We start from the raw sequence: 13,453 nt of genomic DNA on the forward strand, positions 1-13,453 counted from the left end.
CGTGATAAGAGCGCAAAACTCTAGTTCTGGGTGGTCCAAAGTTCGGTCTCGCTACAACAAAACCCGAGACTCTAACTGCCGCTGGATGAAAATGCAGTGGCAGGTCAATTGGAGGACAGCAAGGAGGGTGAATCCATTCGTCCCATCGGGCTGCCTGTCGTCGAATATCTGGAGCGACGGCGCACCGCTGATGTCGGCACATATGTCTTCCCAGGTCAGGGCGAAGACAACGCGTTCGGTAGCTTTCCAAACCAGTGGAAGCATCTCTTCGAGGACTCCCCGCTGTCCGATATTACTCCCCACGTCCTGCGCCATAGCTTTGCGAGCATCGCTAACGATCTCGGCTTTACCGAGGTGACCATCGCGGCGCTGGTCGGCCATGCCAAGGGCTCGGTGACGAGCAAATATATCCATACGCTTGATACAGCGCTTATCATGGCCGCGGACACGATCTCGGGTTACATCGAAGGGCTCCTTGATGGCATCGAGTTCAAGCAAACAGCCTACGCGTTGGATCGCGATTCGCGGAAAGCAGCTTTAGCGCGTTTCCTGAAGAAGGCTTCGAACGCCGAAGGTCGGCACCGGCTGGAATCGAAGCACCTCGGCGCAGATCCGAAAGGCGCTGGATACCGTTGTGAGTCCGAAACAAAAGCTGACCAAGCCCATCAGAAAGCCGAAAGCCACGTGGGTCGAACCCAAGTTCTATGCCGACATTGAATACCGTGACATTACCTCCGAGGGGCTGCTCCGGGCCAGCTCGTTCAAGGGGCTGAGCAAAGGAACGCGCCGTTCATAGCCGCGTTTTCTTCCGAGTATGTGGAGTACCGGTCATGGATCCGGAACGGCGAGTTGCCAAAGCCTTGGAATACGCTCAGGCGATCCTGGCCCGGTATGTCGAGCCTGGCCGCAGAGATTGCGAACAAACCATAAATCAGCTGCTGAACGTGCTCGACGAGGAAGCCGCCGTGCAGGCGGTCGAGGAATTGAAAATGGAAAAGCCCACAGCAGAACAACTGGCCGAGCTCAAGAGGCTCAGCGCGATCGCACGGGTGCCGGATGAATCGGAGATCGTCACTTCGAGGGAGGAAGCCGAGATCCGAATCCGGGACCTGAAGGAGAAGGCTCGGATGGAATGATGACCGAGAAGCCGTTGAAGGGCGTGGAGCCCGAACGCTCCGAAGATGATATTCAGCGCGAACAGCTTGGTCCTCGCGGAGTACCCGGGACAGAAAGTCCCGCGAAGATGACACCTCAGCGGGAGAAGAAGACGCCGAAGAACGTGGATCCTGGACATCCGGCATGAACTCGATGGTAACGTTCGATCCCGATATGCCGTGTCGCGTTCACGATGGCGTTAATGACCAGATCATCGAGTGGCGTCCTCAGTGGGCATCGATGCACCGCGAGCACGCGTCGAAATGGGATGAAGGAGTCATTGGCTGGGACGGCCTGTTGTTGCTCGACGGTTGGGCTCCCATCGTTACTAGCCATCCTTGTGGCCACTGAGCCGCGGACTGTAGCTGACGCGGAACCCGCGATTCCTTGAAGCGTTGCATCGCCATCAGTTCGCAAGAGGAGGAGCAGATGGCCGCAGCGAAGAAGAAGACCGCGCGTTGACGCAAACAGGACCGGGCCCGGGTGGCCAAGGGACAGGATTACGAAGTCCAGTACGAAGCAAAAAAGACCGGGCGCTCGGCATCGGCGGTGAAGAAGGCTGTCAAGAAGGTGGGCAGTTCCCGCAAGCGCGTGGAGAAAAGGTTGGGCCACTGACATCAAGAGCTGGGGTTGGCGTTGAGGCTCAGCACCAGCCCTCCTAATCCGGAGGGCACTCCGGGCACGTATCACCGATCGAGTTCAGCACGTCGCGAACCGCAGCCTCCGCTGCATTGGAGGAGACGCCTGCCGGCGGGTCTCCACGAGCGTTATCAAAGGCTCGCTCCCGTGCATGCGGATCGGCGCGATCTTGCATCCAGCCGTGCTCCTCGCACTCGTGGATAGCGCCCGCTTCCTGGAGCACGTGAATCGCCCATCCCCGCAGCGTCCTTATTGTTAGCCTTTGCCCAATGGTCATCAGCATTGAAATGGACTCCGAATACGGCGAATCCTGTGGCCCGTCGTTTGTTCCGGCTGCAAGGCTGGGATTCCCAATCAGCAGAGGACAAGGCTTCCCTGAATTCTGACACCCCTATGGAAATGCCAGACGGTTCTCGCAGGATTGCCAGCATCACGTTCGCTCAGGTGTTTCACTGTGTCGGCGCGTGCGGCCAGGGCCGCACCGCGCTCTCGTGAACCGAGCCGCGCAGCGTCTCGGTAGGGTAGGCGCGGGATACCTCGCAGAGGATATCCCTACGCCTTCCCCCCAAACCGTGCGGGCACCTTTCAATGCACACGGCTTTCCATACGCTCATGCGCTCGACTGGAAACGGTTGCCCGGCATGACGGACACAGGACAATGGTCTTGCGCCGCCAACCGGACCGTTTCCAAACCGTCAGCGATCCGCTTCGCAGATCTCCTAGGCGGCGGAGGTGATGCATCTCAAATGGTCCGGTCGTGTCGCCGCACGCTTCGCACTTGCGAGCGCTAAGTCGATCGATCAGATCATTGGGGCTTTTGACCCACCACGCACCTGCTGTGACGTTGTCGACAACGGGACTCGTCCAGTAGGTTTGGGTCAGATGCTTCAGTCTCCACAGCTTGATGCTGCGAAGCTGACCACGGACCACGGAGCTGACCTCGTAATCCGTACCATTCCACAGACGTGCCATGGTTCTCGCTCTCGTCGTCCGATGTCGCATCGCCAGCGTCTTCACGAGGCTGCGGAACACAACAAGCTCCAACAGTCCCAAGGCGCTCTTGAAGTCATCGGCAAACGAATGGTAGTTCGCAAAACCACGGAATTCTGAGTTATAGGCGAGAACGGTTGCGACATCGCTGGTGACCAAGAACTGCTCGCGAGGACGGCCAGTCTTTCTGGCGAGATCGCCATAGCCGTGTCGCTTGCAGAACGCGGTAACCTCCTTGCGCGGCACTCGCAGACTGACATTGCCGGTGGTCGGCCGGCGTACCACGCGCCATGTCCGTCCATCCGGTCCCGTGCGGTTGGATTTGCGTCCAGCCCCGTAGGATGTGTATGTCGAGATGCGGTAGCTGAGGAAGGCCACCCCCTTTGAAGCGGCGTAGACTCCACTCTTCTCGGGCGACACGGTAAGCTTCAAGGTCTGCGTCAGGAATTGGTCGACGCTAGCCATGATCTCACACGCTTCCCGCTTGCTCCCGATTACGCCGATGAGGAAGTCGTCGGCGTAGCCGCAGTAGCGGAGCCTTTTGAAGTTGGGGTCCATCGGATCGACGGAAGGCACTTTCCGTCTCTCCTTGTTGATGGCTTTGATCTCCGCAAGTGCAGCGTCGATCTCGGCTCGATCCGCGCCTTCGGTGCGGAGCCGTTCAATTGTTCGGCGGAGACGGAGGACGCGCCGTTCCAGCGCCGCATAGCGCGGGAATGGACGTCGGTCGCGGCCTTTGTCGAAACCCACCTTCATCGTCTGCATGCGCTGGTCCAGCTCGTGCAGATAGATGTTGGCGAGCAGGGGCGAGACAACGCCGCCCTGTGGCGTGCCACTGTAAGTGCGTCCGTAGACCCAATCTTCCATGTAGCCTGCTTTGAGCATTCCTTCGATCAGAGCGATGAACCTATCGTCATCGATCCGCTTCTTTAGAAGCCCAAGCAGAATGTCATGGTCGATATTGTCGAAGAACCCACGCACATCCACTTCGACCAGCCACTTGCAGCCCGTCCAGGTGTTCTTGACGGACTTGAGTGCGGTATGACAGGATCGTCTCGGGCGGAACCCATGCGACTCATCGAGGAACACAGGTTCACAGATCGCTTCGAGCAGAATCCTGACCGCCTCCTGAACGAGCCGGTCTTCCACCGTTGGGATACCCAGCGGTCGTGTTTTGCCGTTGTCCTTTGGGATATAGACCCGCCGGACTGGCCGGAAGCGATAAGTGCCGTCTGCTACGCGCCTGGCGATGTCGGCGAGCTTCGCCAGCGACATGCCGTCGAAGGTCTTGCCATCTACACCGGGCGTCAGGGCTCCCTTGTTGCGGGAGATCTTCTCGTAGGCCCACTCGAAGAGACACGGAGAGCCATAACCAGCAGGTTCCATCCTTTCGAACGCTCCCTTCTTCTCCACGCCTCAACGGCGCACGCCATGCGGCTTCGATCCCTCGCGCCAGAGCTTTGGTGCTCCTCGCCGGGGGCACTCGGGAAAGGGCCCGCCGTCATGAAGTATGCCGGCGTCGCTATCACTGCCCCGTTCCCGGGTGCCCTTTTAACCGGTCTCGTCGCTGCACTCGGTCCCGCGTGCCGCCTTCGGCGTCGCTATGCTCACGCTCCTGCGGGTGCCATTTTGCGTTTAGGCGATGCGCCGTTGACGCACGCCTGGTCGGTCCTGCGGCCTTAAGGAAGATTGCGCAAAAAGGCTGAGAGTAAGAGTGCGGGCTGGGTTTTTCCGTGACGCGTTACAAGCTGCGAGAGAGGCTCGCGGCGCCCGTCGCGGAGACCCGCGATGTCCAAACATCACTCTCGGGCGCCCAGCGGCGAGGGCCGGGCTAGCCTTTATGATGAAATCACCGACAAGATTATCTCTGAGCTTGAGGCCGGCCGTGTGCCTTGGGTTCAGCCTTGGGGCACCGCTGCGGCAAAAGCCTCGCTGTCGATGCCGAAAAATGCTTCAACGAATCGTCCCTACAGTGGCGTCAACATACTTCTCCTCTGGGGCAGCACGATCGAACACGGCTTTACAGGGCAAAGCTGGCTCACGTTCCGGCAGGCGCTGTCGCTTGGCGGTCATGTGCGCAAGGGCGAACGCGGCACGATGGTGGTCTACGCCGACCGTTTCGTGCCGAGCGACGAGAAGCGGCGCGATGCTGAGACCGGCGAAGAAGCGCAGACGATTCCATTCCTCAAACGCTTTACCGTGTTTAACTGCGATCAGTGCGACGATCTCCCCCATGAGGTCGCAACCGCAGCACCGCCGCCGCCGCAAGGCTTGATCGAACCAAGGGTCGAAGAACTCATCAAGGCTACCGGCATCGATTTTCGCATCGGCGGTAATCGTGCATTCTACGCGCCGGCCGAAGACTACGTGCAGGTCCCACCGCCACAGGCCTATTTCGAGCCGATCAACTGGCATCGTACCGCGCTCCATGAGCTCGGTCATGCGACCGGGCATCGTTCGCGCCTCAACCGCGATCAGAGCGGATCCTACGGCACCAGAAAATATGCATTCGAGGAGTTGGTGGCTGAGCTTGCCGCCGCGTTTGGTTGCGCATCGTTCGGGATCGTGCCGACCGTTCGTCACTCCGACTACATCGGCTCCTGGCTCGAAGTCCTGCGGGAAGATAATCGCGCCATCGTGCGTGCAGCGTCGCAGGCAAGCAAGGCTGCGGATTATCTGCTCGGCTTCGTTCCCGGGTGCATTGAGCCCGCGTCGCTGGATTCGGCTGTCGCCGATCGCGAGGCGGCGTGATACTTGGCCTCGCGCGAGAGTGAGAGGAAGGGAGGCTGTTCGCGACGGGTTGGAAGCCGAGAGAGAGTCTCACGGCCGCCCGTCGTGGAGAGCCGAAATGACGAAAGCCGTACAAAAGATCACGCTGTCGCCTTCCCGGGACATTCCGTTTAACAAGCTCGTGCTCAGCCAGTCGAACGTTCGCCGCGTCAAGGCCGGTGTCTCGATCGAGCAGCTAGCCGAGAGCATCGCGCAGCGTACGCTTCTGCAAAGTCTGAGCGTCCGGGCCGTCGTTGATGCAGATGGCAACGAGACCGGCATGTTCGAGGTGCCGGCAGGCGGCAGGCGCTATCGGGCTCTCGAGCTCCTGGTGAAACAGAAGCGGATGTCCAAGACGCAGGCGGTGCCGTGCGTCGTCCGCGAAGGGGGCATCGCCGAGGATGACTCGGTGGCGGAGAACGATGAGCGGGTCGGTCTGCACCCGCTCGATCAGTTTCGGGCCTTCCAGACGCTCCGCGACCTCGGCATGAGCGAGGAAGACATCGCCGCCCGGCACTTCGTGAACCCTGCGATCGTGAAGCAGCGGCTGCGGCTGGCGTCGGTGTCGCCGAAGCTGCATGAGGTCTATGCCGAAGACGGCATGACGCTCGAGCAGCTCATGGCGTTCTCGGTCACAGCCGATCACGCCCGCCAGGAGCAAGTCTGGGAGAACGTCAGCCGTTCCGGTTATGACGAGCCTTACCAGATCCGCCGGCTGCTCACCGAGAACACCGTGCGCGGGTCCGATCGCCGAGCCCAATTCGTGGGCCTCGATGCTTATCAGCACGCGGGTGGCGGCGTTCTGCGGGATTTGTTCGAGCACGACGACGGCGGCTGGCTTCAGGACGTCGTGTTGCTCGACCGCCTCGTGACCGAAAAGCTCAAAGCCGAAGCTGAGACGATCGCGGCCGAAGGCTGGAAGTGGATCTCAGTCGCCGTAGAGTTCTCCTACGGTCACGTTCACGGTCTGCGCAAAATCGAGGGCAAACCTGTCGATCTCTCGCCTGAGGAGCAGGCCACCATCGATGCCTTGAACGCCGAGCAAGCCAAGCTGGAAACCGATTATCAGGATGCAGACGAGCTGCCCCACGAAATCGACCAGCGTCTCGGCGAAATCGAGGCGGCACTGTCGGCATTCGAAAACCGGCCGATGCTCTACGATCCGACTGAGATCGCCCGAGCTGGTGTCTTCATCAGCATCGATTCCGAGGGGCGCCTCTCCGTGGACCGGGGTTACGTCCGGCCAGAGGACGAGGTGCCGGCAACTGATTGCGACGTCGGGCAGGACGCCGGTGCGTTGTCGACCGAAGGTCAAGAAGAGGGCGCTTCCGTCCAGCGCACGGTGATCGCGGTCGCGGGTAGTGCTCCCGATGGTGAAGAAGATGATGAGGATGCGGCCAAACCTCTGCCGGATCGGCTGATCACCGAGCTGACGGCGCATCGCACGCTGGCATTGCGGGATGCGCTGGCAGGAAACCCCGCGATCGCGTTCCAGGCGGTGCTGCACAAATTCGTGCTGACGGCCTTCTATCGGTTCGCCTCGTCCGGAAGCTCTCTTGAGATCGGACTTCGCACGCCGATCTTTCCCGCTCAAGCGCCCGGCCTCCGAGAGAGCGCGTCCGCGAAGGCCGTCGAGGCACGGCATGAGTCCTGGAAAGCACGGTTGCCGAAGGGCGAGGACGATCTTTGGGATGCGCTCACGGCCCTCGACGGCGCCGCTCAGGCGTCTCTGTTCGCTCACTGTGCGTCATTTGCGGTCAACGCTCTGTACGAGCCGGCCAACCGCTACAATCAGGGCCGTGTCTCCGCCCACGGGGTCCGCACGCGTCTCGACCAGGCGAACGTGCTGGCGCGCGCCGTCGGGCTCGACATGGTGCAGGCCGGCTGGCGACCGACCGTCGACAACTATCTCGGCCGGGTCACCAAGCCTCGCATTCTGGAGGCGGTGCGTGAAGTCAAGGGCGAGTCGTCGGCGCAACTGATCGACCATCTGAAGAAGGCTGACATGGCGAAGGAGGCTGAGCGGCTTCTCGATGGCTCGGGCTGGTTGCCGGAGCCGCTGCGGCTCGTTGATCCCGATGCAGCGCCGGTGAGACAGGAGGGCGAAGCAGGTCCGCTGCCGGAATTCCTCGCCGACGAGGAGGATCGGGAGAACGCCGGCGACGACGACCCGCAGCTCGATGCGGCTGAGTGACACAGAACGGGATGGCTCCGGCCATCCCGCAGTTGCTTGGGGACCGGGTGTAACGCCGGTCCCCATTTTTTATGGGCGAGCGCTGAGAGGGAGAGTCGGGTCGGGAAGGGTTTGAATCGCCGTGGTCTTAAGGAGAGCGCCGGGCGATTCGACCTGTTCCTGCTCTCCCGAGAAATCCTGACATGACCGAGTCCCTTGCAGGCGGCGCTGCCGCCGCGCCGCTCTCGATGCGCGCCGCTGCCACTCTCACCTCTGCCGCCCTCAAGGCCGCCCGACAGATCTTGACTGATCTCGAACGCGGCCGCCGCATCGATGCCGCCGTCCTGCGTGGCGCCATGGAGGCTGCCTTCGGCGCCTCGGACGCGACCGGCGCCTGGAACTGGAAGACCGCCTATGACGTCTGCGAGGCGGCAACCGTTCTATTCCTTCGCAAGTTCGGCCCGGCCATGCGCGCCAAGGCTGGCTCGACGGCCGCGATGCTGCCGATGCTCGCGAAAATCGCGAGCTGTCTGCCGACCCATACGCGGCGTTCCGAGGACAGTCAGGCGTTTCAGCAATTCTCAACGCCGATCGCGCTTGGGCTGGCCGCATGCAGCGCAGCTGGCATTACGCCTGCCGACTGCGTTCTGGAGCCATCCGCGGGGACGGGCTTGCTCGCCATCTTCGCCGAGCTCGCTGGCGGCTCTCTGATGTTGAGCGAGTTGGCCGAAGGCCGTGCGGCGCTGCTCGATCATTTGTTTGCCAACGTCGAGGTCACGCGGTTCGACGTCCCGCAGATCAATGATCATCTCGACGCGAGGGTCGTACCGAGCGTCGTTTTGATGAATCCGCCGTTCTCCGCGGTAGCGAACGTGGATCGACGGATGACGGACGCCGCTTTCCGGCACATCGCTTCGGCGCTCGCCCGTCTTTGCGACGGTGGGCGCCTCGTCGCCATCGCTGGCGCAGGCCTTGCACCGGATAACCCGGCGTGGCTAGAGGCGTTTGTTCGCCTCCAGGAGCGCGGACGGGTCGTGTTTTCTGCCGCGATCGACGGCGCCGTCTACGCCAAGCACGGCACCCAGACGGACACGAGGCTGCTCGTTATCGACAAGCTCCCCGCCGCGGATCCGAACGCTTTTCCCGCCTCGCAAGGCATGGCCGGCGATGTCGCCACCTTGCTCAATTGGGTGACCCTGCATGTGCCAGCGAGGCTGCCCGTCGCAGTGCCGGTCGTGGCCGACATCGTTAGGCGCCCTGCGATGCTTCGATCGGCCGGCGCCATTGCACCAAGCCCCTCGTCGACTTCGGGGAACGCGTTGGAAGGTGTGGAACTTGCGTACGAGACTGTCGACTGGTCGCCGCCGGAAGGCGTCCGCCTCACCGATGCGCTCTATGAGGAGTACGGATTGCAGTCGATCCGTATTCCCGGATCGTGCGCACATCCGACCAAGCTCGTGCAGTCCGCGGCGATGGCCTCCGTTGCGCCACCGAAGCCCTCCTACCGTCCGCATCTGCGTTCAAGTCTGGTCGCAGACGGAGTTCTGTCGGATGCGCAGATCGAGAGCGTTATTTATGCCGGCGAGGCGCATTCCGAATTCCTCGCGGGCTCCTGGACGGTCGATGCGACCTTTGATGGTGTGGCCGCCGCGCGCGACGACGCAGAAAACGCCATCCGTTTTCGCCGCGGCTGGTTCTTGGGCGATGGCACCGGGGCGGGTAAGGGACGGCAGGTCGCCGGGATTTTTCGCGACAATTGGCTCAAAGGCCGCCGCCGTGCGGTCTGGATCAGCAAATCCGACAAGCTGATCGAAGATGCCCAGCGCGACTGGTCCGCGCTCGGCATGGAGCGACTGCTCGTTACGCCGCTGTCCCGGTTTCGCCAGGGCACCGCGATCCGGCTTTCGGAAGGCATCCTTTTTGCCACCTACGCCACGCTACGCACCGACGAGGGTGGCGAGAAGCTTTCGCGTGTCGGGCAGATCGTTGAATGGTTGGGCTCCGACTTCGACGGAGTGATCGTCTTCGACGAGAGCCATGCCATGCAGAATGCGATCGGGGGCAAAGGCGAGTGTGGCGACCAGGCGGCCTCTCAGCAGGGGCGCGCGGGCCTGACGCTCCAGCACGCCCTGCCCAATGCTCGCGTGGTTTATGTGTCGGCGACAGGCGCTACCACGGTCCACAACCTCGCTTATGCCCAACGCCTCGGCCTTTGGGGCGGTGCCGATTTCCCATTCGCCACACGCGCCGAGTTCGTCGAGGCAATCGAGGAGGGGGGCGTCGCGGCGATGGAGGTGCTGGCGCGTGACCTCAAGGCGCTCGGTCTCTACGCCGCCCGCTCATTGTCCTATGAGGGCGTCGAGTACGAGCTCGTTGAACACCAGCTTACGCCGGAGCAGGTTCGCATCTACGACGCCTATGCCGATGCGTTCAGCATCATCCATAACAACCTCGACGCGGCGATGCGGGCCGCCAACATCACCGGCGAAACCGGAACGCTGAACGGCCAGGCGAAATCCGCGGCCCGATCCGCCTTCGAGAGCGCCAAACAGCGCTTCTTCGGCCATCTGTTGACCTCGATGAAGACGCCGTCGCTCATCCGATCGATCGACCGCGATCTCGACGCCGGCCATGCCGCTGTCATCCAGATTGTCTCAACGGGCGAAGCGCTGATGGAGCGCCGGCTCGCCGAGATCCCGACCGAAGATTGGGGCGACGTCCAGGTCGACATCACCCCGCGCGAGTATGTGCTCGACTATCTCGCCCATTCCTTCCCGGTCCAGCTTTACGAGCCCTTTACAGACTCGGAGGGCAACCTCTGCTCTCGGCCTGTCTATCGCGATGGCCAGCCGGTTGAGAGCCGGGAGGCCGTCGCACGACGCGGCCGCCTCATCGAGAAACTCGCCTCGCTGCCTCCGGTACCCGGCGCGCTGGATCAAATCGTGCAGCGCTTCGGCACCGACATGGTCGCCGAAGTGACCGGCCGCTCGCGACGCATCATCCGCAAGGGGGACCGGTTGGTGGTCGAAAACCGCGCCGGTTCGGCCAATCTCGCTGAGACCTCGGCCTTCATGGACGACGCCAAGCGCATCCTTGTGTTCTCCGACGCGGGCGGCACGGGGAGGAGCTACCATGCCGAGTTGTCGGCGCGAAATCGCCGCTTGCGGGTCCATTACTTGCTCGAACCCGGCTGGAGGGCCGATGCCGCGATTCAGGGGCTCGGCCGCACAAACCGGACCAATCAAGCGCAGCCGCCGCTGTTTCGTCCCATCGCGACCGATGTGAAGGCCGAAAAGCGCTTTCTCAGCACCATTGCCCGCCGGCTCGACACATTGGGAGCCATTACGCGCGGCCAGCGCCAGACGGGCGGGCAGGGGCTGTTTCGGCCCGAGGACAATCTCGAAAGCCAGTATGGGCGCGATGCATTGCGCCAACTCTACATCTTGCTCGCGCGAGGGAAGGTCGACGGCTGCTCGCTTGGGAGGTTCGAGGATGCGACCGGTCTGAAGCTCATGGATGCGAATGGGCTCAGGGACGAGCTGCCGCCGATCACGACGTTCCTGAACAGGTTGTTGGCGCTCACCATCGACCTCCAGAATGTGCTGTTTACCGCCTTTGAGCAGCTCTTGACCGCTCGGATCGAGGGCGCGGTCGCGTCGGGTACCTACGACGTCGGGCTGGAAACGCTCCGTGCCGAAAGCTTTGTCGTCACCGACCGGCGGACGATCTATGACCATCCGGGCACCGGCGCCGAGACCCGGCTGCTCACGGTCACCCAGCGCCAGCGCAATCATCCGGTGAGTCTGGATGACGCTCTTGCTCGTCTTTCCGATCGTCAGGCCGTCCTGCTGGTCAATGAGCGCTCGGGACGAGCCGCCGTGCAGGTCCCTGCGGCGAGCGTCATGCTCGACGACGGTGAGATCGAGCGCCGCGTCCGTCTGATCCGGCCGATGGATCGGCACACGGTCGCCTTGAACATGATGGCGGAAAGCCATTGGGTCGAAGCGGATCGTGAACGCTTCACCGCTGCGTGGTTGGCGGAGCTTGCCGAGGTCTCCGAGTTCACGGAAAGCACGATCCACGTGGTGTCGGGATTGTTGCTCCCCATCTGGAAGCGGCTGCCGAACGAATCGACCCGCGTCTATCGGCTCCAGACAGATACGGGCGAACGCATCATCGGCCGCAAGGTATCCGCGACCTGGGTCGCGAACGTGCTAGCGGCCGACGCTCCGGCGCTGACGCCGGATGCAGCCTTTGCCGCGCTCGCGGAAGGGCGCACCGTTCTCGACCTCGCGGAGGGGCTCCAGCTTCGTCGAGTCCGGGTGATGGGTGCATATCGCATCGAGCTGTCGGGCTTCAACGACACGATGCGCGATCGACTGCGGGCCCACGGCCTCTTTGGGGAGATCATCTCCTGGAAGCTGCGCATGTTCGTGCCCACGGACGCGAGCGGTGTCGAGATCCTCTCGAAGGTGCTCGACAGCCATCCGGTTGCGCGCATCAGTGATAGGGAGGCGGCGTGATGTCCCGCGAGCCTTCCGAATTGGCACGCCGCCTCGCGCGCGAGGCCGAGGCGGTGTGCCGACACTATCTCTCCAATGGCAGGCGGGCGGGGCGGTACTGGGTGGTCGGCGACGTTCACAACACCCCGGGCCGCTCGTTATTTTTGCGGCTCCAGGAATCGTCGAAGGGCCCCGCCGGCAAATGGACCGATGCCGCGACCGGGGAGCATGGCGATCTTCTCGACATCATCCGCGAAAGCCTTGCCTTGCGAGACTTTCGCGAGGTCGCTGAGGAGGCGAGGCGCTTTCTGAAGCTGCCTCGTTCTGAGGAGCAATCACTCCCGAGACCCGTTCGTCCAGTCGTGCCGGCCGGATCGCAAGAAGCCGCCCGTCGACTTTTTGCGATATCCAGCCCGATTGAAGGGACGCTAGCCGAGACGTACTTGCAGCGGCGCGGGATAACCCGCATCCATCATGGTGGCAGCTTGCGCTTCCATCCGCGTTGCTACTATCGACCGGACGAGCATTCGTCGACCGAAACCTGGCCGGCGATGATAGCCTCCGTCACCGACCTCGAGGGACGGATCACCGGCGTGCATCGCACCTGGCTAGATCCGTACGGCTTTGATCGCGTGCGGCTCGGCAAGGCCCCGATCGACACGCCACGACGGGCCATGGGCGACCTGCTTGGTAACGCCGTTCGCTTCGGCGTGGTGGACGACGTGCTCGCTGCGGGCGAGGGGATCGAGACCATGCTTTCGCTGCGCTACGTGCTGCCGACCTTGCCCATGGCTGCCGCGCTTTCGGCCAATCATCTCGCAGCAATCATGCTGCCATCTGGCCTGCGTCGGCTCTATATTGCCCGCGATGACGATGCTGCCGGAGATGCCGTACAGGCTATTCTCACCCAGCGCGCCGAAGCCGCCGGCATTGAAGCGATCGCATTGTCGCCCCGGCTGGGCGACTTCAACGAAGATCTGCACATCTTCGGTTTCGATTCCCTCCGAGCAGCGTTGCTACTTCAACTCGTACCGGAGGACGTCGTCCGTTTCCTGCATTCTCCGGCAGTAGCCGCGGAATAGCCGCGACGTGTCGCTCGGCGTCAGCAGGTCGGTCATAACGAGGCCATTGCCGGAAGAGGACGCGACCTCGGCCTTCTAGAGGGCGATCGGACGGCAAGCGGACCGGGCCGGCAATGGCTACGCCCGGCTATTTTCCGCCGCGC

At 62.5% G+C, this 13,453-nt stretch carries 8 protein-coding genes and 2 pseudogenes; 8 read left to right on the forward strand and 2 right to left on the reverse strand.

Features of this window, described 5'->3' with window-relative positions; translation table 11 throughout:
- Positions 1-102: 102 nt before the first annotated feature.
- The 4 genes and pseudogenes from XI05_RS11455 to XI05_RS11470 all read left to right on the forward strand — a co-directional run.
- A pseudogene (locus XI05_RS11455) lies at positions 103-561 on the forward strand (tyrosine-type recombinase/integrase); the annotation flags it as partial.
- Positions 562-622: 61 nt separating this feature from the next.
- Positions 623-796 (forward strand): ATP dependent DNA ligase, encoded by a 174-nt coding sequence (locus tag XI05_RS11460; RefSeq protein WP_271501666.1) that lies wholly within the window; start codon positions 623-625, stop codon positions 794-796.
- A 34-nt stretch (positions 797-830) separates the two neighbouring features.
- Positions 831-1,136, forward strand: coding sequence for a hypothetical protein (locus XI05_RS11465; protein WP_271501570.1), 306 nt, complete (start codon positions 831-833; stop codon positions 1,134-1,136).
- 448 nt (positions 1,137-1,584) lie between these two features.
- A pseudogene (locus XI05_RS11470) lies at positions 1,585-1,770 on the forward strand (DUF3606 domain-containing protein).
- Positions 1,771-1,813: 43 nt separating this feature from the next.
- On the opposite strand, the gene XI05_RS11475 reads toward XI05_RS11470, so the two are convergent.
- A complete protein-coding gene (locus tag XI05_RS11475; RefSeq protein ID WP_271501573.1) occupies positions 1,814-2,077 on the reverse strand; it encodes a hypothetical protein in 264 nt (87 codons plus the stop codon).
- A 302-nt stretch (positions 2,078-2,379) separates the two neighbouring features.
- Positions 2,380-4,170: a reverse transcriptase domain-containing protein gene (locus XI05_RS11480; RefSeq protein WP_271501576.1), complete on the reverse strand. Its 1,791-nt coding sequence runs from the start codon at positions 4,168-4,170 to the stop codon at positions 2,380-2,382.
- A gap of 402 nt (positions 4,171-4,572) precedes the next feature.
- On the opposite strand from XI05_RS11480, the gene XI05_RS11485 reads away from it, so the two are divergent.
- From XI05_RS11485 to XI05_RS11500, 4 genes are all read left to right on the forward strand, one after another.
- Positions 4,573-5,535: an ArdC family protein gene (locus tag XI05_RS11485; protein WP_271501579.1), complete on the forward strand. Its 963-nt coding sequence runs from the start codon at positions 4,573-4,575 to the stop codon at positions 5,533-5,535.
- Between the two features lie 97 nt (positions 5,536-5,632).
- Positions 5,633-7,747 (forward strand): ParB/RepB/Spo0J family partition protein, encoded by a 2,115-nt coding sequence (locus XI05_RS11490; RefSeq protein ID WP_271501582.1) that lies wholly within the window; start codon positions 5,633-5,635, stop codon positions 7,745-7,747.
- 182 nt (positions 7,748-7,929) lie between these two features.
- Positions 7,930-12,249: a strawberry notch-like NTP hydrolase domain-containing protein gene (locus XI05_RS11495; RefSeq protein WP_271501584.1), complete on the forward strand. Its 4,320-nt coding sequence runs from the start codon at positions 7,930-7,932 to the stop codon at positions 12,247-12,249.
- The gene (locus XI05_RS11500) at positions 12,249-13,310 is read left to right on the forward strand and encodes a DUF7146 domain-containing protein (RefSeq protein WP_271501587.1); all 1,062 of its coding nucleotides are present in this window, start codon (positions 12,249-12,251) and stop codon (positions 13,308-13,310) included. Before XI05_RS11495 ends, XI05_RS11500 begins: the two co-directional genes overlap by 1 nt.
- Positions 13,311-13,453 lie beyond the last annotated feature (143 nt).

This window comes from Bradyrhizobium sp. CCBAU 11357, assembly GCF_028128865.1.
In the GTDB taxonomy this organism is placed as follows: domain Bacteria; phylum Pseudomonadota; class Alphaproteobacteria; order Rhizobiales; family Xanthobacteraceae; genus Bradyrhizobium.

What these genes read in the sequence shown, in the direction of transcription:
- XI05_RS11495 (WP_271501584.1), top strand. Translation starts at nt 7,930, where the DNA reads ATGACCGAGTCCCTTGCAGGCGGCGCTGCCGCCGCGCCGCTCTCGATG.
- XI05_RS11480 (WP_271501576.1), bottom strand. Translation starts at nt 4,170, where the DNA reads ATGGAACCTGCTGGTTATGGCTCTCCGTGTCTCTTCGAGTGGGCCTAC.
- XI05_RS11490 (WP_271501582.1), top strand. Translation starts at nt 5,633, where the DNA reads ATGACGAAAGCCGTACAAAAGATCACGCTGTCGCCTTCCCGGGACATT.
- XI05_RS11500 (WP_271501587.1), top strand. Translation starts at nt 12,249, where the DNA reads ATGTCCCGCGAGCCTTCCGAATTGGCACGCCGCCTCGCGCGCGAGGCC.
- XI05_RS11485 (WP_271501579.1), top strand. Translation starts at nt 4,573, where the DNA reads ATGTCCAAACATCACTCTCGGGCGCCCAGCGGCGAGGGCCGGGCTAGC.
- XI05_RS11475 (WP_271501573.1), bottom strand. Translation starts at nt 2,077, where the DNA reads ATGCTGATGACCATTGGGCAAAGGCTAACAATAAGGACGCTGCGGGGA.
- XI05_RS11465 (WP_271501570.1), top strand. Translation starts at nt 831, where the DNA reads ATGGATCCGGAACGGCGAGTTGCCAAAGCCTTGGAATACGCTCAGGCG.